This is a genomic window from Pseudoalteromonas sp. NEC-BIFX-2020_002, from assembly GCF_013002825.1.
Taxonomy (GTDB): Bacteria; Pseudomonadota; Gammaproteobacteria; order Enterobacterales; family Alteromonadaceae; genus Pseudoalteromonas; species Pseudoalteromonas neustonica.
This window is the reverse complement of record NZ_JABEPJ010000002.1, coordinates 354,664-374,053: the sequence shown is the minus strand read 5'-3', so window position 1 is coordinate 374,053 and position 19,390 is coordinate 354,664. Positions and strand designations below refer to the sequence as shown.

Here is a 19,390-nt window from a genome sequence, read left to right as displayed (position 1 = left end):
CTCGATTATCATGTTGCGTAATGCGTGCATTCTAATTAAATTCCAGCAGAATATGCTGGTTAAATTTGGCGTTTTACGATAATTTACAGGGCATACCTTTAACTTATCCGCATAAAATTCTGTTATGACAAGTTCGAATAGATTACGCCTGCTTGATCGTATCGATTTAGCAATATTAGATGTACTGCAAAAAAATGGCAGAATATCTAATGTTAACCTCGCAAAGCAGGTTAACTTAAGCCCTAGCCCTTGTCTAGATAGAGTAAAACGACTCGAACAAGAGGGCTACATAGAAGGCTACTTTGCTAAATTGAGCGAAGCCAAGCTAAACCAAAGTTTGCTTGCGCATGTGCAAGTATCTTTAGTGACCTCCAACACTGCGGTGTTTAAAATATTCCGTGAGCATATTTTAAAAATTAATCAAGTTGTTGAGTGCGATATGGTCGCTGGTGGCTATGATTATTTACTGAAAATCCGCGTATCAGATATGGATGAGTACCGCCAAGTATTAGGTGATTTAGTTGATATCCCTGGGGTTGGTACACATCACACTTATATGGTGATAGAGAAAATCAAACAAGACAGCGGACTTAGACTCGACACTTAAATTTAACTCACTGCTACCAGCATGTAGGCGGGGGGTTATCCCGCGTAATATTAATTACATCGCATATAAAAAAAGCACCCAAGGGTGCTTTTTTTATATCTAATATATTATTTAACGCTTACGCCCAGCCGTCATAGCGCTTACGACGCGATAATACGATAGTAAGAATAATGCCTAAAAATAAACCGATGAATGCAATTGCACCGCCGTAAGTTAGTAGCTGACGTTTTTCTTTCGCGCCTGCTTGCTGTTTTTGGGTGCGCTCAGCTTCTAAGGTGCTTTTAAGTTTAATTATTTGCTCAGAAAGAACATTATTTTGGTCTGTCAGCGTTTGGTTTTGTTCTTGAAGCTGAGGTAATTCAATTTGAGCTTGACGAAGTTGCTCTTGCATTGATGTCATTTCAGAGCTCAAAGTACGATATTGTTGATGGATACCAGCTGTTTGAGAAATGAATTTGGCTTCAACCCAACCTTCACGTTCTTTATCATCGATTACTTTAAAAAAACCATTTTCTTCCGATGAAGTAAGAGTTAGCTTAGTACCAGCATCAACAGAGCCAATAATACGGTAATTTTTACTCGAACCTGAATGCATAAATGTATAAAGGTTATCAACTATATAAGCGGTTTTTTCATCGGCCTGCTCTGCGTGGCTCATAAATGTAGCAGCTGCAAGCAGCAACGCTAATAAAGAATGTTTTAACATCAATCTACCTTGTTAATGTAACCGTGACTGCTACGGCAATAGTGTTTTTCATAGTTAAGTAGTGAGATAGTATGGATTTAACGCTCTAATAGCAAGGCTGATATTGTAATCGTGTATGTGAGCATAAAGGCTCAATCAGCTAAAATATTTGCAATGTTGGGCTGCTTTGTTTATTTTGAGCTCTTATTTATTTTAAAGGTAATCCTCAAGCCTAATGGATACTGAGATAGAACTGAAGTTTTTGGTGTCAGATGCCGTTATTCCACTGATCCCCGCGTTAATTACTCAATTTGCTAAAACCGTTACCAATAAGCCATCTCGTAGTTTGCAAAATGCTTACTTTGACACGCCGAGCCGTGAGCTTAGGGCATTAGATATAGGCTTTCGAACACGTTGTGCTGACAATCAATGTGAGCAGACAATTAAGCTCGCAGGTGAAGTTATGGGCGGTTTGCATCAACGTCCAGAGTACAATTTACCTTTGGACGGTTCTCGTCCAGATTTAAGTGCATTCGATGCTAATATTTGGCCGCATGGTATGCAAGTAAATGTAATTGCACAAAACCTTTATCCTATTTTTAGTACTAACTTTATTCGCCGCACGTGGTTAATAGAAACAAACAGTGGCGCTAAAATTGAGGTCGTCCTAGATAAAGGCGAAGTAGCAGCATCTGCAAAGGTAGAACCGATCTGTGAGCTTGAGATAGAGCTTGTAGAAGGAAGCCGCAATGAATTGTTTACTTTAGCCGATATACTAGTTGGACAAAGTAATATTCGTTTAGGGTTATACTCAAAAGCGGCACGAGGCTATCGCCTTGCGGATGAAAAACCACTTAAGCCGAGTAAATCAATTGGTTTTGTTTCTTTGCCTAATAATGCAACACAAGAGCAAGCTCTCATTGAGGCTATAAGTTTTGGCATTCGTTTTGTACAAAAGCATGAGCAATGCTATTTTGACAAACCAAGTTTAAAAACTCTCAAACGTGTGACTGACGGTATTAGCTTGATACGTCATACCTTCTGGTTATTTGATGATATTGTAGATAAAAACACCACGGAACGATTACGAACAGAGCTTAAATGGCTCCTAAGTGAGTTAGCGTGGGTAGAGAATGCAATTCAATTAAAAACATATACCTCTAAACGTCATGCCTATTATAAAAAAATTAACAGCGCGCCAGAACTAACACAAGTCATAAATGACTTAAAAGAGCTGCAACCTAGCATTGAAGATATTAATCGACTGTTTCACAGTGCACGCTACAACCGCTTATTGTTATCACTTACAACATGGTTGGTTGATAAGCAATGGCGAAAGAGTTGGGGGCAAACACAATTTCAAGCCGCAGAGCAGCCCGTTGCTGATATTGCGCCTCGATTATTTGATAAAGATTGGAAAGACCTACACCAATTACTGCCAGAACAAAAAACACTGACTTTTAAAGATTATTTAAATTTACGTACTCGCTTAGAAAACAGTTTGCTCAGTGGTAATTGCCTTGGCTCTTTGTTTGAAAAAGACGATCGCAATGAGTTCCGCATTCCTTGGCTTGATATTTCTCATGGTATGTATGAACTCAGTACGCTTGAGTATTTAAAGCAGTTATGTGCGGGGCAAGATGATGACGAACTTGCAAAAATTCAAAACTGGCTTGAGAAAAAATCGGAATATTTAGTAAGCGCAATGGAACAAAGTCGATTAGCTTCATATAAAATTTCACCTTATTGGTTATAACCATATTTAGCGAGTGCATAGGGATAGTGTATGTGGCAAAAATTATTATTTATTGCGCTGTTTTGCAGTGAGAGTGCAATGGCCGAAGTAAAGTCATGGCAATTATGGAAGCATCAGAATGGTGTTAGCATTCACTACAAAAAACATGATAATGGTATTTTTGAAGTACGCGGTACAGTGACTGTTAGTAACACGAATGCTGGTGATTTTATGGCGTTACTTAGTGATGCAGAGAATGCGCCGCAATGGATTGAAAATGTTAAGAGTGTCAAAATTTTAGCAAGATTAAGCCCCTCAGAAACTGTCGTGTACACTCAATTAGACTCACCATGGCCTGTCTCAGATCGCGATATGGTGAGTTATTCTTGTTATAAGCGATTAAACAATACGGACACTGAGCTGAAAATTTCGGCATATCCGGATTACTTTGATGAACAGCCTAATATGATCCGCATTACTGAAATAGAAGGTAGTTGGCTTTTAAGCGAAAAAATAGTCCAAGGGTTGCCACAATTAACGATTGTTCATGAAATATATGCAGATCCCGGTGGCGCTATACCGCATTGGATAAGTAATAAGGTTGGCCTTAAAAGTGCTCTTTTAACTATGCTCACGTTAGAGAAAAAGTTATTAAGCAAAGATTTTCAGACCAATAACACCGTTAGCAAAATCGGTGAGTGCACCGCCAAAGCAGCATAAAAAATTTAAATTATTTATCAGATTAACTTTATTACCATGAAATTATAGTAAAAGTCATTAAGTACAAATGGATAGAGTTTACGAGTATAAAAAAAGCGCCAGAAGGCGCTTTTTTTATTCATACAGAGGCTGAAATTATAGGCCAGCTGCTGCGCGAAGTGCGTCTGCTTTATCTGTGCGTTCCCATGGGAATTCATCACGACCAAAGTGGCCGTAAGCCGCTGTTGGTAGATAAATAGGGCGCTCAAGATCAAGCATTTGAATTAAGCCGTAAGGGCGTAGGTCAAAATGTTCACGAATAAGTTCGATTAAACGTGACTCTTCAAGCTTACTTGTACCAAACGTTTCAACACTGATAGACGTAGGCTCTGCAACACCAATTGCGTAAGACACTTGTAGCTCACACTTGTCAGCAAGACCAGCAGCAACAATGTTTTTAGCAACGTAGCGTGCAGCGTATGCCGCGCTACGGTCAACTTTTGATGGATCTTTACCAGAGAATGCACCGCCGCCGTGACGAGCCATGCCGCCGTAAGTATCAACGATGATTTTACGGCCCGTAAGACCACAGTCGCCCATTGGTCCACCGATAACAAAACGGCCAGTAGGGTTGATAAAGAACTTAGTCGCACTTGTAATTAGTTCAGCAGGTAGTACTGGCTTGATGATAGTTTCCATCACCGCTTCTACTAAATCTTTTTGTGAAATATCTTCACTGTGCTGAGTAGAAAGAACAACGGCATCAATGCCTACAGGTTTGCCATTTTCGTATGCAAAGGTAACTTGAGATTTTGCATCTGGACGTAACCAGTTAAGCTCGCCGCTTTTACGTACTTGCGCTTGGCGCTGTACTAAACGGTGTGAGTAAGTGATTGGTGCAGGCATAAGTACTTCTGTTTCGTTACATGCGTAACCAAACATTAGGCCTTGGTCGCCAGCGCCTTGTTCTTCAGGGCTTGTACGGTCAACACCTTGGTTGATATCAGGAGATTGCTTACCGATAGTGTTTAAAATTGCACACGAATCAGCGTCAAAACCCATATCAGAATGAGTGTAGCCAATTTCACGTACAGTTTTACGGGTGATTTCTTCAATATCAACCCATGCGCTAGTAGTGATTTCACCACCAACCATAACCATACCAGTCTTTACGTAAGTTTCACACGCAACACGTGCATGAGAATCTTGCTCTAAGATGGCATCAAGTACCGCGTCAGAGATTTGATCCGCAATTTTATCCGGATGACCTTCAGAAACTGATTCAGAAGTAAATAAATGTTTTGCCATTGTCTTTGTGCTCACAAATATTGCGCTTCACAAACGTCGGTAAGAGCGCTAAAAAATTAAGGGGCGTATTTTATCTAAAACAACGATAGTTGCATAGTATTTTTACGCCTAGACGTCTAAAAAAAATTACTAATAACTTTTAGTTCTGAATAAAACTCCTTTGTACCTATAATTTATAGGGATTTTTAATTGCACACAGCACCCAGAATAAGTAAGAATGGGCGTTCAAAGTTACATACACACAAATCAGCGCAAATACAGTAAAGGTAGGAGAATTCATGCCGTCTCGCAAAGAACTTGCAAATGCTATTCGCGTCTTATCAATGGACGCAGTACAACAGGCCAAATCTGGTCACCCTGGAGCCCCTATGGGCATGGCTGATATCGCAGAAGTACTATGGCGCGATTATCTAAACCACAATCCAACAAATCCAGAGTGGGTAGACAGAGATCGATTTATACTTTCCAATGGCCACGGTTCAATGCTTATTTATTCTCTATTGCATTTAAGTGGTTATGATTTACCAATTGACGAAATTAAAAACTTCCGTCAAATGCATTCTAAAACACCAGGGCATCCAGAATACGGTTATGCGCCAGGTATCGAAACCACTACGGGCCCACTTGGTCAAGGGATCACAAACGCGGTAGGTATGGCGATTGCAGAAAAAGCACTCGCTGCCCAATTTAACCGCGAAGGTCACGATATTGTTGATCACCATACCTATACATTCCTAGGCGATGGCTGCTTAATGGAAGGTATTTCTCATGAAGCATGTTCACTTGCTGGTACATTAGGCCTTGGTAAGTTAGTAGCATTTTGGGATGACAACGGTATTTCAATTGATGGCGAAGTTGAAGGTTGGTTTAGCGACGACACCCCAGCACGCTTTAAAGCCTACGGCTGGCATGTAGTGAGCGGCGTTGATGGCCATGACTCAGATGCTATTCGCGCAGCAATCGAAGAAGCGCGTAGCATCACTGATAAACCAACACTGATTTGTTGTAAAACAGTGATTGGCTACGGTTCACCTAATAAATCAGGTAGCCATGATTGTCACGGTGCACCACTAGGTGAAGACGAGATCAAAGCCGCGCGCGAGTTCCTTGGTTGGACTGGTGAAGCATTTGAAATCCCAGCTGATATTTACAGCGAGTGGGATGGCAAAGAAAAAGGCAAGCAACTAGAAGCAAGCTGGGATGAAAAATTTGCAGCGTATGCAAGCGCACACCCAGAACTTGCTGCTGAGTTTAAACGTCGTACTCGTAGTGAGCTGCCAGCTGATTGGGCTGAAAAGTCACAAGCCTACATTGAGCAGCTTGATGCAAACCCAGCAAATCCTGCATCACGTAAAGCGTCGCAAGATGCATTAAACGCATTTGGCCCGTTACTGCCTGAATTTATGGGCGGATCTGCCGATTTAGCAGGCTCTAACCTAACAATTTGGAAAGGCTCTAAAGGCCTTGAAGCAAATGATGCCAGCGGTAACTACATCTACTACGGTGTACGCGAGTTTGGTATGTCAGCCATTATGAATGGTATTGCACTACATAAAGGTTTTATTCCTTACGGTGCTACTTTCTTAATGTTTATGGAATACGCACGTAACGCAGTACGTATGGCCGCGCTGATGAAAGTGCCAAGCATATTTGTATACACGCACGATTCAATCGGTTTAGGTGAAGATGGTCCAACCCACCAACCAGTTGAGCAAATTGCGAGTATGCGCTTAACGCCTAACCTAGTTAACTGGCGCCCATGTGACCAAGTTGAATCTGCAATTGCATGGCAACAAGCGATTGAACGTAAAGACGGTCCAACCTCACTTATTTTTACTCGTCAAGGCTTAGCTCAGCAAACACGCTCAGCGCAGCAATTAAGTGACGTGAAAAAAGGCGGTTATGTACTTAGCTGTGATGGCGAGCCTGAGCTTATCTTTATCGCGACTGGTTCTGAAGTGCAATTAGCACAAGACTCAGCGGCTGAATTACGTAAGCAAGGTAAAAAAGTACGCGTTGTATCAATGCCATCGACTGACGTGTTTGATGCACAAGACGCCGCTTATAAAGAAAGCGTATTACCGGCTGCAGTTTCACGCCGCGTAGCAGTAGAGGCGGGTATTGCTGATTACTGGTACAAGTACGTAGGGCTAAATGGCGCAGTAGTAGGCATGACCACCTTTGGTGAGTCAGCCCCAGCTAACGAGCTATTTGAGCACTTTGGCTTCACGGTAGAAAACATCGTAAGCAAAGCAAACGAATTGTTTTAATTTTTACGGCTAAAATTTAAAAGCCCGCACTGTGTTTACGCCGTGCGGGCTTTTTTTGTATGGAGCTTTCAGCCGTCAGCCGTCAGATAAACATAATCCGAGGCACAGTGCCAATGAAAAGCCGTAGGAGGGTGCTTTAGCCCCGATTATATTGACGCTTCAGCCCCCAGTTATTCTTTACACTATATTCTCGTTTATTTTTTAATTCTTGTTAGCGTGAAACTTGTTTTGCACGCTGTTTTTGTAGGTCGTGCTTTAGCGCGTTGGTCTGGTAGAGCGGAGCGAAACTCAGGATCTTGACCTAAGCAGAACAAAAGCTTTTTGATAGTAATACCTTAGGTAATTTGTTAAAAGTATATAAATTAGAAAAATGAGCGTTAAGCCAGCAGGAATATGCGCGGTGATCGTACTATAAAAATGTTAGGCTCAAGGAATATCAAATGACAACATGCATAATTTGCAAGGGTGAAAACCCAATATCAGAACTGAATTCATTAACAGATGAACATATCGTTCCAGAATTCATTGGTGGTTCACTCAAAGTAAAGAATGTTTGTAAAGTTTGTAATAGTAAAATGGGAGCGGGGTTTGAAGGAAAATTAGCTAACAGCCTTTTCTATAAACTTCCTCGTTTTCTTCATAATATCGAAGGTAAACAGGGGAATTTATCAACACCATTTTCTGGAGTTTATGAGGATGTTGATATTGGGAAATTTCAGACTCTTCCAAACAGGAGGCCTGTACCTCATTCCAGATATCAAAATTAATAACACTGGAAGTGGTGTCGAAATATTAATGTCAATTGACAAATCCGACCTGACTAAAGCCGAAAAATATTTAGAAAAGAAGTTATCGAGACATTTTAAAACTGAGGGAAAAGAAGTAAACAAAGAAAAGTTATCTAAGCTAGTAAGTGAACTAATCGAAAATGCAGAAAAAGGACATAAGAAAAAAGAAAGTCCTCAAATAGCAGGTAAGATCTCTCTAGATTTTATTTCTCAAGTAATGCTTTGCACAAAAATTGCGTACGAACTTGCGATATACCACTTCGACGAAAAATATATCAAGATCCAATCGCAAATAAACTTCGCTTGGTTATAAAAAATCAAGAACCTGATAAAACAATATATTGGCAATTTCCAGCTGAAAAGCAATCTTACAATGTATTCTTCGATGATGAACATCATTGGATTTTGTTTTTTCATAACGTATGCTTTATTAAATTATTTGGCTTGTCTGCATTAATTGAGTTTACTGAAAAGGGTTCCTCTTTTGTCGAGAAAGAAGGCGTGGTATATAAATTTTGTTACAAGACACTTTCGTTTATTAAATTACCGCTTATGGAGCAAATAAGTCAAACAAATCAAAGCACTCGGTCAGTGTAAACGCTGCTGGTGTTTGAGGTGTTGCCACTATCTACCAATGGTGCATAATCGGTGATTAAATCATTTATTAAACCCTTAACTACTTGACGCGCTAAAGCACGACCTACAATGTAAGCCTGAAGCCCATGAGTATTTTTCACATCACTACACTTGCAAGCACATAGGGTATCAGGCACTGTGAATGTAATTAAATATTATAAATAAAACAGGAGTGAGGATGTCTCAGTTTGATAATGTAAGTGTGATCAAAAAAGCCAACGTGTATTTTGATGGCAAAGTTTCAAGCCGTACGGTGGTTTTCGCTGATGGTAGCACTAAAACATTAGGCTTTATGCAAGCGGGTGAATTTGAATTTGCGACCAGTAAAAAAGAGCTTATGGAACTCAATGGTGGGCAATGGAGTGTTCTACTGCCAGGCGAGAGCGAATGGCAAACTATGCAAGCAGGTGAATCATTTAACGTTGATGCCGACGTTACATTCCAAGTAAAAGTAACCGATTTTGCCGATTACTGTTGCTCATATACTTAATCTTCAATATTAATGATTAAGCCCAAAAGCCCACGTTGCGTGGGTTTTTGCATACTTAATGTGCAGTAATTAAGCTTAATCACAATGAATAACAAATAAATGTCATATTTGTGGTTTTCTGCCTTGTGTTAATCTAAATAGCCCCCAATACTAGTTATGAGGTAACATAAAAAAGGATACCCTATGAAAATTAATCTTTCTGGTCACCATGTTGACGTTACTGACTCTATTAGAGAGCACATCAACGAAAAATTTTCAAAAATTGCGAGTCATTTTCCATCTCTGATCGCACTAGATATAATTCTTTCAAAAGAGCACCATAAGCTTCAAGCTGAAATTAGCACAATTTATGAAGGCGCGCGTTTATCGGTTAAAGGTGAGAACGAAGTTCTTTACCCAGCTATTTCAAACGCAGCTAAAAAACTCGATGCGGCACTAAAACATCGAAAAGGGCAAATCAAAGCCAACTTACATGAAAAACCAGTGAGCACGACACCTGAAATTGCACACGAAATTATTCAAGAAATGGACCTACGTTAAATATTAAACGTAAGTACAGTTACAAAAAGAGCCTAAAGGCTCTTTTTTTATTTCTGCATTTTTTATCGCCACTTGTGCACCTTCCATTTTTAAATAAAACGCTGTAACTTATTTATTACTAATAATAAATATTAAGCATATCAATGCAATCAACCCGCACAAATTGGAAAGTTCGTTTAAGTGCTTTAGGCCCCGGTATTTTAATGGCCACGGCCGCTATTGGTGGCTCTCACCTTGTTGCATCAACCCAAGCTGGCGCTATTTTTGGCTGGCAGCTATTTTGGCTAATTGTTGTTGTAAATGTGCTTAAGTATCCATTTTTTCGTTTTGGTATTGAGTACACTCTAGCAACTAAAAAAAGCCTCGTTGAAGGGTATAAAAGTAAAGGCCCATGGTTTTTTTATAGTTTTATCGGCTTAAATATTATTGCTGCGGTGGTTAATACTGCTGGGGTTTTACTGTTAACCGCAAGCTTACTGCATTATGCGTTGCCTGTAAGTGTATCGGTAACATTACTATGTTGGTTAATTTTAGCTGTGTGCTTAGTTATATTATTACTTGGTCATTTTAAAGCGTTAGATAACGCAGCTAAAGCGATTATGGTGCTGTTAACATTGGCAACCGTGAGTGCATTAGTTATCGCGTTTAGTAATGGCGCTATGAACCATGGAATAGTAGCACCTGTTGATTATATAGGGCCATCGCCTTATGAACTTGCCATGCTTGGTTTTATGGTTGCGTTAATGGGCTGGATGCCAGCACCGATTGAAATTTCAGCACTAAGCTCACTTTGGCTTAAAGAAAAGCAAAGTCAACAAACGGTAACACGAACACAGGGCTTGTTTGATTTTAATGTAGGTTATTGGCTAACCGCTGGGCTTGCGCTGGTGTTTTTCTCATTGGGCGTATTAGTGCAATATGGTCAAAGCGCGAATATAGAGCTAGGTGGTGTGGCATTTGCAAAACAGCTTATTGATATGTACGCGCTTACTATCGGCGAATGGGCGCGTCCGCTTGTATCGGTTATTGCCTTTTTATGTATGTTTGGCACGACACTAACAGTGCTAGACGGCTACGCACGTACGTTAAACGAATCTCACAAGCTACTTGGCTTCAAGCAAAGCAAGCATAGCTTAAAAATATGGCTGATAATACAAGCTCTCGCTGGCATGGCGGTGATCTTATTTTTTAAATCAGCCCTCGGCCCCATGCTTACCTTTGCCATGACACTCGCGTTTATCACCACCCCGGTATTTGCGTGGCTAAACTTTAGTTTAGTGCGATCAGAGTCAAGTATTGAACACTCAATTTTAGTCAGAGCGCTGAGCTGGGTTGGCTTAATTTATTTGGTGAGCTTTGCAGTTGCCTTTGTGGTTTGGAAACTGTTTTAACCGTAATGCTAAAGCTTAAATTTCTAGGCGTGTGTGTTTAAAGTTGAGTGATTAACTTCATTTAATTATTAGCGAAGATAAAAACATTTAAATAGGGACAAAGACAGTTGTTTTTTGTTCCTTCTTCGCTTATTTTAACCGACAATTTTTAGCCTAGTAATGAAGTGTTCGGTAATTTTTATTTTCGAATAGCAAAAGGATTTAAGTGAAAAAATTTATTTTAGTATTGGTGATCAGCCTTTTTATTTCTGGTTGTGAAACAACGGAGCCAGTTGATACAAGTCATTGTATTGAGATAGCGAATACAGCAGATAATAATGGGCAAAAATCTGCGGATGAATTATACCAAGAATGCCTTGACGAGCATTATAAAAAACAAAGAGCTAACATGAGCTTTTGGGAAAGTGCTGTGGAAGGCTTATTAATTTTTGTTGTAGAAGTAACAACATCTTAATGCCGCGTTATTTCTCTTTCGAGGTTGCGTATGTTTGGTTGTTAGGCAAAGCAGAGCTTATATAGTGGAGTTATTCCCCATAAATAGGGGATAACGCCGTATATAAATAGCAAGCACTGTCCAGTGGCTATGCCTAAAATAGCTGTCTCAATTATTGCTTGCTTCTTACTTTTATAAAAAGTGGCTAATTTAACGCTTGATACTTTGCTGCTAATGAAAATAAAACTTGTATACCTTCCTCGCAAAGAGCACTTAAAGCGTTTAACTCAACTCCCTTATCGCATTACTTATCCCATCTAAACTCAGTGGGTACATACGGTTATCCATCAACTGTTTTATAAAATCAATTGATTGATAGTAACGCCAGTGTTCAACGGGTTGCGGGTTGAGCCACGCGACTTTATCAAAGTGATCGGTGATACGGTTTAACCATGCACTGCCGGGTTCTTCGTTGTAGTGCTCAACTGAGCCGCCGGGGTAGGCTATTTCATACGGGCCCATAGTGGCATCCCCCACAAATATCACTTTATAGTCGCTGGTGAACTTGTTGATCAGCGTCATGGTGTCGATAACGTTTGAGTGGCGGCGTTGGTTATCCTGCCAAACGTGTTCGTATAAGCAGTTATGAAAGTAGTAAAACTCTAAGTGTTTAAACTCGCTGTGGGCGGCGCTAAATAGCTCTTCGCAGGTATGAATGTAATCATCCATTGAGCCGCCAATATCAAACAGCATTAATACTTTTACTGCATTATGACGCTCTGGTGCCATTTTTACATCAAGCATGCCGCCTTGCTTAGCTGTGGCGCGAATGGTCTCATTTAAATCAAGCGTATCACTTGCGCCTGTGCGAGCAAATTTACGTAGTTTTTTAAGGGCGAGTTTAATGGTGCGCGAGCCTATTTCACGGTCAGAGTCTAAATTACGGTATTCGCGTTTATCCCACACTTTTACAGCGCGGCGGTTACGGTTGCCGTCTTGGCCTATGCGCACGCCCTCAGGGTTGTAGCCATAGGCGCCAAAGGGCGATGTACCGCCTGTGCCCACCCACTTATTGCCACCAGCGTGGCGTTTTTGTTGTTCTTCTAGGCGCTCTTTGAGGGTTTTCATGAGTTCATCAAGACCACCCATCGTTTTGAGTTGCGCTTTTTCTTCATCCGTCAGGTGTTTTTCAAACTCTTTACGCAGCCAATCATTAGGTAAGTCATGCTGTTGCTTTAGACTTTCTAATAAATCGAGATCGGCAATACCAGTAAAATAATCGCTAAAGGCTTTATCAAAGCGATCAAAATGGGTTTCGTCTTTAACCATAATAGTGCGGGCTAAATAATAAAAACCGTCAATGTCGGCAAATACCGCGCCTTTTTTTAGCGCGTTGATCAAGTCAAGTAGCTCACGCAAACTCACTGGTAAGCGGTATTCCCGTAGTTTGAAGAAAAACGCAATCAACATCTTAGCGGCGACTCATAAAAGCAAGTTTTTCAATTAAGCTAATATCTTGTTCATTTTTTAAAAGCGCACCAAACATTGGCATTAAGCCGCCTTTTTGGCTTTTGTCATGCAGCGTTTTTGCGTCGATGTCTTCGGCCATTAAAAGTTTAAGCCAATCAAGTAGTTCGCTGGTAGATGGCTTTTTCTTAATGCCGTTGACTTCACGTAAGCCAAAAAATACTTCCAGCGCTTGGCGTACTAAATCTTGTTTAACATACGGGTGGTGTACATCAACAATTTGTTGCATTTCATCGCTCGATGGAAAATCAATGTAGTGGAAAAAACAACGACGTAAGAAGGCATCTGGTAGTTCTTTTTCGTTATTTGATGTGATGATCACAATAGGGCGTAGCTTAGCGACTACACGTTCACCGGTTTCATAAACATGAAACTCCATTTTATCGAGCTCTAATAATAAGTCGTTAGGGAACTCGATGTCGGCTTTATCTATTTCATCAATTAATAATACCGGGCGTTTGTTATGTTCTTCACCATAAGTAAATGCCTGCCACAATTTACCTTTAACAATGTAGTTACCAATATCATGAACGCGCTCATCGCCTAATTGACTGTCGCGTAGGCGCGATACCGCATCATACTCATACAGACCTTGCTGTGCTTTGGTGGTCGATTTTATATGCCATTGAATAAGCGTGGTATCTAAACTTTTAGCGAGTTCTTCAGCCAGCATGGTTTTACCTGTACCGGGTTCGCCTTTTATAAGGAGTGGCTTTTCAAGCAAAATAGCCGCATTAACAGCTTGTTTTAACGAATTACTTGCTATGTAGTTATCTGTAGAATGAAATTGCACGGTAATACCTATCTGGTCTGAGCAGTAATAATGTTAGCCATGATGCCATATCTAAGTGGTCTCGCCAAGATAAGCAAAGCGGGGGATGGTTTGGCCGTCTTTTTCTACGGTCTCTAAAAACATACTCAGTGGGCGTGCCCACATGCCAAACTCGCCGTAAAGGGCTTGATAAATAACAAGCTGCTCGTGTGTTTCGCTATGAGTGGCAACATAAAATACTTTGTATTTAGGGCCTTTGTAGTGTTGATATATGCCTGATTTGAGGGAATGTGGTTTTATTGCTGTAGTCATGTTTTGATCTCTTGTATAATTTGCGCTTGCACTTTTAATGCTAACTAATTTGCTACTATTATGAACTATATACCGTTAGATGATTACAAAAAAGCGTGGGTTTTTCGCCATAAAGATGCCCCTGTTAATGAGCAAGATCTTGCTTTAATAAAACCAATGAGCCATGAGCGCGCTGCGGTTTTATGGAGTACAATGGTGAGTCGCGAGCATGATCATCCCGATTTTTTTGAAAAAACAGATTGGTGTGGCAACGAAGAAAACTTTACGCAAACTATCCATTGGGAAGCTGCATGGGAAGAAGGCGCAGATCAACTCCCTCAAGACATTCTTGATCACTTAGGCTGGCAAGCAAATACCACGGTGTATTTTTGTATTGCCCGCGATAATATTATCGAAACCAGTTTTGATGTATTTAAGCGCAATTGGCAAAACTTTATGTTTTTAGCTGATGGTAGTTTGCTATTAGGCAAAAAGCGCGACGAGGTTGTTCAGTTTTTAGAAACGGGTGACGCTAAACTAGGCGCAAAGCCACAAGCGAAGTAAATAGCTTAAAATGCGGTCAGTACTGTGCTATAAAATAGTTAACTAAACGTTTTTGAGTATAAGTGTTGGCTGCAAGTGATCCCCATCAACAAGGTGATATTTGGCAATCAGATGCGCAGCGTGTGCTTTATGCACAGCTGTGTAACGCTTTTTATGCGCGAGAAATAAATCGCCTTACGAATGAGCTCAATGAATCGCGCTTACGAAAAACACTAAAAAGCCTGCCTTATTATGTTGAATGCGCAGCGACACATATCGTAAATGGCCAAGTGCCTTTTCAATTAGATCCACAAAATGGCTGCTGGCTTGAGAAACAAACAGCGCACCCGCCCGACGAAAAAAAGAATGGTACTTTTTATCAAACAGATAAAAAAACGGGTTTAATAGTGCCGTTATTGGTTAATAACGATAATCATACTCGTGTTGCAATAGACAGCATCGACCAAGTAAGCGACAATAAACTGCATTGTAATGAGCACGGTTGGTTTGATTGCGCAGGGCGCTCACTTGATGGGTTAGCTGTTGTGTTACTTAAGCCCAGCAAAGCCACAATGGCTGCTGCATGTTGTGGTCACCAATGGCATTTTGCTAAACGTTGTACACCGCGAACTCTATCACTGAGAGAAATGCTGCTTGCTGGCAATATCAATTGGCGTAATTTAAAACGCCCGTATGTTCACGTTAAAAAAATATAATACCAGTTGCCTCAATCGCATTAAATTTGTACTGGTAAAGATAATCAAGGAGTGTTTAATGCGACTATTTCAATTTACTTTGCTGTGTTTAGCACTGTTTGTGCAGTATCGTTTATGGTTTGGTCATAATGGCTTACAAGATTATAGTCGCTTAAAAAATGCGGTAATTTCTCACCAAGATACTAATGCCAAGCTTATTAAACGTAATAAAGTGCTCAAAGCTGATATTGAAGATTTAAAGCTTGGTCAAGAAGGGGTCGAAGAACGTGCCCGTAATGAACTTGGGATGATTAAACCCGCAGAGACATTTATACGTGTTTTACCGAGCCAGCAATATAATGAAAAATAATCAAACAATCGCTGCCATTGTTCCAGCCGCAGGGGTGGGAAGTCGTATGCAGCATAGTATGCAGCATAGTATGCCAAAGCAATACATTATTTTGGCAGGGAAAACGATTTTAGAGCACACACTGGCGAAATTAGCGCAGCTTACGCAGTTAAGTAAAATAGTTGTTGCGGTGAGTGACAATGACCCTTTTTATCAAAATATAGGGTTTATTGATGTCAAAATTATTAGGACTGTGGGCGGTAAAGAGCGCGCTGATTCAGTGCTAAATGGTTTATTGGCTTTGTCAGATAACCCCCCAGACTGGGTATTGGTGCATGATGCCGCAAGGCCACTCGTTGCTATTGATGACATTGAAAACCTCATCGCGCAATGTACGCATGCAAATGAAGGCGGGATTTTAGCCAGTAAAGTAAAAGACACCATTAAGCGCGGTAATACTCACAGTGAACAGACTGTTCCGCGCGATGATTTATGGCAAGCATTGACTCCTCAACTTTTTAAATATCACGAACTCAAAGCGGCATTAGAGGGCGCATTACAACAAGGTGTAACCATCACCGATGAAGCATCAGCTATTGAGTGGGCCAATAAGCCTGTCAAACTTATCGCTGGACGAAGCGATAACATTAAAATTACCACGCCTGAAGATTTAGATTTAGCCCATTTTTTACTCCAAAAACAACACAGTGAGAAAGCATCATGATTAGAATTGGCCATGGCTTTGATGTCCATAAGTTTGGTGGCGAAGGCCCGTTAACAATTTGTGGTGAAAAGATAGAGTATCCACAGGGTTTTCTTGCTCATTCCGATGGTGATGTTGCGATCCACGCATTGTGCGACGCTATTTTAGGATCGCTGGCGATGGGCGATATCGGTAAGCACTTTCCGGATACAGCCAGTGAATATGAAAATATCGATAGCCGGATTTTACTGCGCCATGTTGTCGACTTAGCTAAGCAGCAAGGTTATGTACTTGGTAATGCAGACGTAACCATTGTTGCGCAAGCACCAAAAATGTTGCCGCATATTCAAGCTATGCGAACAAACTTAGCCACAGATTTAAACGCAGAGCTTAGTCAGGTAAACGTAAAAGCAACGACCACGGAAAAGCTAGGTTTTGAAGGGCGTAAAGAAGGTATATCGAGTCACGCCGTCGTGATCATGAGCAAAGAGCTGTTATGAGTGAATTAAATTATCTATATGGCACGCCATTATCAAAAGCTGATTTTAAAACCACTGCTGAAGACTTTATGGTTGATGAAGACTTAGGTATAGAGTTTACGGGTAGCGGTGAGCATGTGTGTTTGCAAGTGGTTAAAAAAGGCGAAAACACCCAATATGTTGCCAAATTGCTTGCTCAAAAAGCCGGTATTTCACCGCGCGATGTAAGTTACGCAGGTATGAAAGATCGCCATGGTGTTTGTAGCCAATGGTTTAGCGTGCCAGTGCCTATTAAAAAAGACATTGATTTTACAGAGCTCAATAGTGAATCACTGTTTATTATTTCTCAGCAACGCCATAACCGTAAACTTCGCACTGGTTGTCACAAAGGTAACAAATTTACTATAACCTTGCGTAATGTGACTCAGCCGCTTGATATTCTTTGTCGAATAAATGCAGTACGTGCTGGTGTGCCCAATTACTTCGGTGAACAACGTTTTGGTCACGACGGGCATAACCTAGTGATGGCTAAAAAAATGTTTGCCGGTGAGCGTATCCGTGACAAAAAACTGCGTGGTTTAATAATCTCTGCAGCGCGCTCGTATGTGTTTAATCAAATAGTGAACCTGCGAGTCGCTGAACATGGTTTGGCTAAAACCATGCACCGCGAAGTATTTATGCTCAGTGGTAGCAATGCTTTTTTTGAAGATGCAATCAGTGATGAAAACATAGCAAGGCTCGCCTCAGGCGATATTATGATGTCAGCGCCTCTGGTAGGCACTAGCGAAAAAGGCCTTACTGAACAAGAAAAAATATGGCTAGAACCATATAAAGAATGGTGCGAAGGGCTAGGTGAATTAGGGCTTAAAAACGAACGCAGAATGCTGCGTTTGATACCACAAGATTTAGCGGTTGAAACGGTTGATGAAACCACCATTAAATTGAGCTTTGGTTTACCAAAAGGGACTTTTGCAACGGCATTATTACGTGAGCTGGTGGATTACACAGACGCCAGTCCACGCGTACATAAAGAGAAGGACGCTTCCAATGAAAATTCTGCTAAGTAATGATGATGGCGTAAATGCTAAAGGGATTACGGTGCTTTATCATGCGCTGTCACAAATTGCCGATGTGACACTTGTTGCGCCTGACCGTAATTGCAGTGGAGCAAGTAACTCATTAACGTTGATGAACCCATTACGTGCAACAGCACTAGAAAATGGGTTTATTTCTGTCAATGGAACTCCTACCGACTGTGTGCATTTAGGGGTTAATGAACTACTTGATGAAAAACCTGATTTGGTTGTTGCAGGTATAAACCATGGTGCTAATTTAGGCGACGATACCTTGTATTCAGGCACAGTTGCGGCGGCAACTGAAGGGCGTCATTTAGGTTTGCCTGCGGTGGCAGTCTCATTATGCTCTAAAGAGGGCAACCATTTTGAAACGGCAGCGGCAGTTACGGTCAGTATAATTAAAGAGCTTGCATCGCACCCCCTTCCTAAAGATCAGATCATTAATATTAATGTGCCCGATATACCATTAAGTGAACTAAAAGGTGTGCAGGTAACGCGCTTAGGCGCACGCCACAAAGCTGAAACTATGACCAAGCAACAAGACCCTTGGGGACGCGATATCTATTGGTATGGTGTGTTAGGGGCCGAAAGTGATGCTGGAGTTGGCACCGACTTTTTTGCTATCAATAATGGTTACGCATCAGTCACACCTTTAAGTGTAGATATGACCGCAAAAGATAGTTTAGCAGCGGTAGGTGATTGGCTCAAAACAATGGAGATCAACGGTGCTAGCTAATTATACACGCAGTGCACATGGGCTCGCTGAGTTATTACAGCGCGAAGGTGTTGAAGATAAAGACGTATTGGCTGCTATTGCAGATGTTCCACGTCACGTATTTATTGACGATGTACTCAAGCATAAAGCCTATCAAAATACAGCATTGCCTATAGGTCAGGGGCAAACAATTTCACAGCCTTATATCGTTGCACGAATGACAGAATTGCTGCGTTTAGCCGGTGTGCGTGATAAAGTTCTTGAAATAGGTACGGGCTCTGGTTATCAAACAGCAATACTGGCTAAAACCTTTACCAAGGTATTTTCAGTAGAACGTATAAAAGCGCTGCAATGGCAAGCCAAACGTCGCTTACAGAACCTTGATTTATATAACGTTACCATGAAACATGGTGATGGTTGGCAAGGATGGGAGTCGCAAGCACCTTTTGCAGGAATAATTGTGACTGCGGCAGCGTCACACGTGCCACAAGCACTATTGGATCAACTTGCTGATGGCGGTGTGATGATTGCCCCTATTGGTAATGAAGATCAGCAACTAGTGATGGTTGTGCGTGAAGGCGAAAAATTTACTCAACATGTAATTGCGCCAGTGAGGTTTGTACCTCTTATACCTGGCGATATTGAATAGGAAGCTACT

Annotated in this window: 24 protein-coding genes; 18 read left to right on the top strand and 6 right to left on the bottom strand. The window is 41.0% G+C overall.

The genetic code is table 11. The annotated features are described in order from the left end of the window. Positions 1–124: 124 nt before the first annotated feature. Positions 125–607 carry a winged helix-turn-helix transcriptional regulator gene (locus HJP15_RS03915; protein ID WP_054204306.1) on the top strand — a complete coding sequence of 161 codons (483 nt, stop codon included), beginning with the start codon at positions 125–127 and terminating at the stop codon, positions 605–607. Positions 608–725: 118 nt separating this feature from the next. Here the strand turns inward: HJP15_RS03915 and HJP15_RS03910 are convergent, their stop codons facing one another. Then, entirely contained in the window at positions 726–1,313 is a 588-nt protein-coding gene (locus HJP15_RS03910) for a TIGR04211 family SH3 domain-containing protein (protein ID WP_054204305.1), read from the bottom strand. A 214-nt stretch (positions 1,314–1,527) separates the two neighbouring features. Here HJP15_RS03910 and HJP15_RS03905 point away from each other — a divergent pair, with 214 nt between their 5' ends. Both HJP15_RS03905 and HJP15_RS03900 read left to right on the top strand, forming a co-directional pair. Next, positions 1,528–3,048 carry a CYTH and CHAD domain-containing protein gene (locus tag HJP15_RS03905; RefSeq protein ID WP_054455156.1) on the top strand — a complete coding sequence of 507 codons (1,521 nt, stop codon included), beginning with the start codon at positions 1,528–1,530 and terminating at the stop codon, positions 3,046–3,048. 30 nt (positions 3,049–3,078) lie between these two features. Continuing rightward, a complete protein-coding gene (locus tag HJP15_RS03900; protein WP_170173107.1) occupies positions 3,079–3,747 on the top strand; it encodes an START domain-containing protein in 669 nt (222 codons plus the stop codon). A gap of 135 nt (positions 3,748–3,882) precedes the next feature. Here the strand turns inward: HJP15_RS03900 and metK are convergent, their stop codons facing one another. Continuing rightward, entirely contained in the window at positions 3,883–5,034 is a 1,152-nt protein-coding gene (gene metK / locus HJP15_RS03895; protein ID WP_054204302.1) for a methionine adenosyltransferase, read from the bottom strand. A gap of 278 nt (positions 5,035–5,312) precedes the next feature. Here metK and tkt point away from each other — a divergent pair, with 278 nt between their 5' ends. From tkt to HJP15_RS03880, 3 genes are all read left to right on the top strand, one after another. Continuing rightward, positions 5,313–7,304 carry a transketolase gene (gene tkt / locus HJP15_RS03890; RefSeq protein WP_054204301.1) on the top strand — a complete coding sequence of 664 codons (1,992 nt, stop codon included), beginning with the start codon at positions 5,313–5,315 and terminating at the stop codon, positions 7,302–7,304. A gap of 440 nt (positions 7,305–7,744) precedes the next feature. Further along, positions 7,745–8,071 (top strand): HNH endonuclease, encoded by a 327-nt coding sequence (locus tag HJP15_RS03885; RefSeq protein WP_170173106.1) that lies wholly within the window; start codon positions 7,745–7,747, stop codon positions 8,069–8,071. A 28-nt stretch (positions 8,072–8,099) separates the two neighbouring features. Further along, positions 8,100–8,405: a hypothetical protein gene (locus HJP15_RS03880; protein ID WP_170173105.1), complete on the top strand. Its 306-nt coding sequence runs from the start codon at positions 8,100–8,102 to the stop codon at positions 8,403–8,405. A 262-nt stretch (positions 8,406–8,667) separates the two neighbouring features. Here the strand turns inward: HJP15_RS03880 and HJP15_RS03875 are convergent, their stop codons facing one another. Next, a complete protein-coding gene (locus HJP15_RS03875) occupies positions 8,668–8,829 on the bottom strand; it encodes a hypothetical protein (RefSeq protein ID WP_170173104.1) in 162 nt (53 codons plus the stop codon). 77 nt (positions 8,830–8,906) lie between these two features. On the opposite strand from HJP15_RS03875, the gene ppnP reads away from it, so the two are divergent. From ppnP to HJP15_RS03855, 4 genes are all read left to right on the top strand, one after another. Then, the gene (gene ppnP, locus HJP15_RS03870; protein ID WP_054454931.1) at positions 8,907–9,218 is read left to right on the top strand and encodes a pyrimidine/purine nucleoside phosphorylase; all 312 of its coding nucleotides are present in this window, start codon (positions 8,907–8,909) and stop codon (positions 9,216–9,218) included. A 183-nt stretch (positions 9,219–9,401) separates the two neighbouring features. Then, the gene (gene hpf / locus HJP15_RS03865; RefSeq protein WP_054204298.1) at positions 9,402–9,758 is read left to right on the top strand and encodes a ribosome hibernation-promoting factor, HPF/YfiA family; all 357 of its coding nucleotides are present in this window, start codon (positions 9,402–9,404) and stop codon (positions 9,756–9,758) included. Between the two features lie 143 nt (positions 9,759–9,901). Further along, a complete protein-coding gene (locus HJP15_RS03860) occupies positions 9,902–11,149 on the top strand; it encodes an NRAMP family divalent metal transporter (RefSeq protein ID WP_170173103.1) in 1,248 nt (415 codons plus the stop codon). 205 nt (positions 11,150–11,354) lie between these two features. After that, positions 11,355–11,603: a hypothetical protein gene (locus HJP15_RS03855; RefSeq protein WP_054204296.1), complete on the top strand. Its 249-nt coding sequence runs from the start codon at positions 11,355–11,357 to the stop codon at positions 11,601–11,603. A gap of 261 nt (positions 11,604–11,864) precedes the next feature. On the opposite strand, the gene HJP15_RS03850 is transcribed toward HJP15_RS03855, so the two are convergent. Genes HJP15_RS03850 through HJP15_RS03840 form a run of 3 tightly spaced genes read right to left on the bottom strand, consistent with a single transcriptional unit; the run spans position 11,865 to position 14,193 of the window. After that, entirely contained in the window at positions 11,865–13,052 is a 1,188-nt protein-coding gene (locus HJP15_RS03850) for a vWA domain-containing protein (RefSeq protein WP_054204295.1), read from the bottom strand. Between the two features lies 1 nt (position 13,053). Beyond that, positions 13,054–13,902 (bottom strand): AAA family ATPase, encoded by an 849-nt coding sequence (locus HJP15_RS03845; protein WP_054204294.1) that lies wholly within the window; start codon positions 13,900–13,902, stop codon positions 13,054–13,056. 51 nt (positions 13,903–13,953) lie between these two features. Continuing rightward, positions 13,954–14,193 carry a DUF1653 domain-containing protein gene (locus tag HJP15_RS03840; protein ID WP_064435241.1) on the bottom strand — a complete coding sequence of 80 codons (240 nt, stop codon included), beginning with the start codon at positions 14,191–14,193 and terminating at the stop codon, positions 13,954–13,956. Positions 14,194–14,253: 60 nt separating this feature from the next. On the opposite strand from HJP15_RS03840, the gene HJP15_RS03835 reads away from it, so the two are divergent. From HJP15_RS03835 to HJP15_RS03800, 8 genes are all read left to right on the top strand, one after another. Beyond that, entirely contained in the window at positions 14,254–14,736 is a 483-nt protein-coding gene (locus tag HJP15_RS03835; RefSeq protein ID WP_054204292.1) for a DUF2947 domain-containing protein, read from the top strand. A gap of 65 nt (positions 14,737–14,801) precedes the next feature. Then, the gene (locus tag HJP15_RS03830) at positions 14,802–15,431 is read left to right on the top strand and encodes a hypothetical protein (protein WP_212760621.1); all 630 of its coding nucleotides are present in this window, start codon (positions 14,802–14,804) and stop codon (positions 15,429–15,431) included. A gap of 58 nt (positions 15,432–15,489) precedes the next feature. Beyond that, positions 15,490–15,780, top strand: a complete 291-nt coding sequence (ftsB, locus tag HJP15_RS03825) for a cell division protein FtsB (protein ID WP_054204290.1) — start codon at positions 15,490–15,492, stop codon at positions 15,778–15,780. After that, positions 15,770–16,483: a 2-C-methyl-D-erythritol 4-phosphate cytidylyltransferase gene (gene ispD / locus HJP15_RS03820; RefSeq protein WP_170173101.1), complete on the top strand. Its 714-nt coding sequence runs from the start codon at positions 15,770–15,772 to the stop codon at positions 16,481–16,483. The genes ftsB and ispD overlap by 11 nt, the downstream gene beginning before the upstream one ends. Next, entirely contained in the window at positions 16,480–16,962 is a 483-nt protein-coding gene (ispF, locus tag HJP15_RS03815) for a 2-C-methyl-D-erythritol 2,4-cyclodiphosphate synthase (protein ID WP_054204288.1), read from the top strand. Before ispD ends, ispF begins: the two co-directional genes overlap by 4 nt. Beyond that, positions 16,959–18,008, top strand: coding sequence for a tRNA pseudouridine(13) synthase TruD (gene truD, locus HJP15_RS03810; protein ID WP_170173100.1), 1,050 nt, complete (start codon positions 16,959–16,961; stop codon positions 18,006–18,008). Before ispF ends, truD begins: the two co-directional genes overlap by 4 nt. Then, positions 17,989–18,753: a 5'/3'-nucleotidase SurE gene (surE, locus tag HJP15_RS03805; protein ID WP_169326530.1), complete on the top strand. Its 765-nt coding sequence runs from the start codon at positions 17,989–17,991 to the stop codon at positions 18,751–18,753. The genes truD and surE overlap by 20 nt, the downstream gene beginning before the upstream one ends. Further along, positions 18,743–19,381 carry a protein-L-isoaspartate(D-aspartate) O-methyltransferase gene (locus tag HJP15_RS03800; RefSeq protein ID WP_054204285.1) on the top strand — a complete coding sequence of 213 codons (639 nt, stop codon included), beginning with the start codon at positions 18,743–18,745 and terminating at the stop codon, positions 19,379–19,381. The genes surE and HJP15_RS03800 overlap by 11 nt, the downstream gene beginning before the upstream one ends. Positions 19,382–19,390: the final 9 nt, after the last annotated feature.

Bases quoted from the DNA above. Each gene is read 5' to 3' on its own strand.
- HJP15_RS03915 (WP_054204306.1), top strand. From the start codon at position 125: ATGACAAGTTCGAATAGATTACGCCTGCTTGATCGTATCGATTTAGCA.
- HJP15_RS03910 (WP_054204305.1), bottom strand. From the start codon at position 1,313: ATGTTAAAACATTCTTTATTAGCGTTGCTGCTTGCAGCTGCTACATTT.
- HJP15_RS03905 (WP_054455156.1), top strand. From the start codon at position 1,528: ATGGATACTGAGATAGAACTGAAGTTTTTGGTGTCAGATGCCGTTATT.
- HJP15_RS03900 (WP_170173107.1), top strand. From the start codon at position 3,079: ATGTGGCAAAAATTATTATTTATTGCGCTGTTTTGCAGTGAGAGTGCA.
- metK (WP_054204302.1), bottom strand. From the start codon at position 5,034: ATGGCAAAACATTTATTTACTTCTGAATCAGTTTCTGAAGGTCATCCG.
- tkt (WP_054204301.1), top strand. From the start codon at position 5,313: ATGCCGTCTCGCAAAGAACTTGCAAATGCTATTCGCGTCTTATCAATG.
- HJP15_RS03885 (WP_170173106.1), top strand. From the start codon at position 7,745: ATGACAACATGCATAATTTGCAAGGGTGAAAACCCAATATCAGAACTG.
- HJP15_RS03880 (WP_170173105.1), top strand. From the start codon at position 8,100: ATGTCAATTGACAAATCCGACCTGACTAAAGCCGAAAAATATTTAGAA.
- ppnP (WP_054454931.1), top strand. From the start codon at position 8,907: ATGTCTCAGTTTGATAATGTAAGTGTGATCAAAAAAGCCAACGTGTAT.
- hpf (WP_054204298.1), top strand. From the start codon at position 9,402: ATGAAAATTAATCTTTCTGGTCACCATGTTGACGTTACTGACTCTATT.
- HJP15_RS03860 (WP_170173103.1), top strand. From the start codon at position 9,902: ATGCAATCAACCCGCACAAATTGGAAAGTTCGTTTAAGTGCTTTAGGC.
- HJP15_RS03850 (WP_054204295.1), bottom strand. From the start codon at position 13,052: ATGTTGATTGCGTTTTTCTTCAAACTACGGGAATACCGCTTACCAGTG.
- HJP15_RS03840 (WP_064435241.1), bottom strand. From the start codon at position 14,193: ATGACTACAGCAATAAAACCACATTCCCTCAAATCAGGCATATATCAA.
- HJP15_RS03835 (WP_054204292.1), top strand. From the start codon at position 14,254: ATGAACTATATACCGTTAGATGATTACAAAAAAGCGTGGGTTTTTCGC.
- ftsB (WP_054204290.1), top strand. From the start codon at position 15,490: ATGCGACTATTTCAATTTACTTTGCTGTGTTTAGCACTGTTTGTGCAG.
- ispD (WP_170173101.1), top strand. From the start codon at position 15,770: ATGAAAAATAATCAAACAATCGCTGCCATTGTTCCAGCCGCAGGGGTG.
- ispF (WP_054204288.1), top strand. From the start codon at position 16,480: ATGATTAGAATTGGCCATGGCTTTGATGTCCATAAGTTTGGTGGCGAA.
- truD (WP_170173100.1), top strand. From the start codon at position 16,959: ATGAGTGAATTAAATTATCTATATGGCACGCCATTATCAAAAGCTGAT.
- surE (WP_169326530.1), top strand. From the start codon at position 17,989: ATGAAAATTCTGCTAAGTAATGATGATGGCGTAAATGCTAAAGGGATT.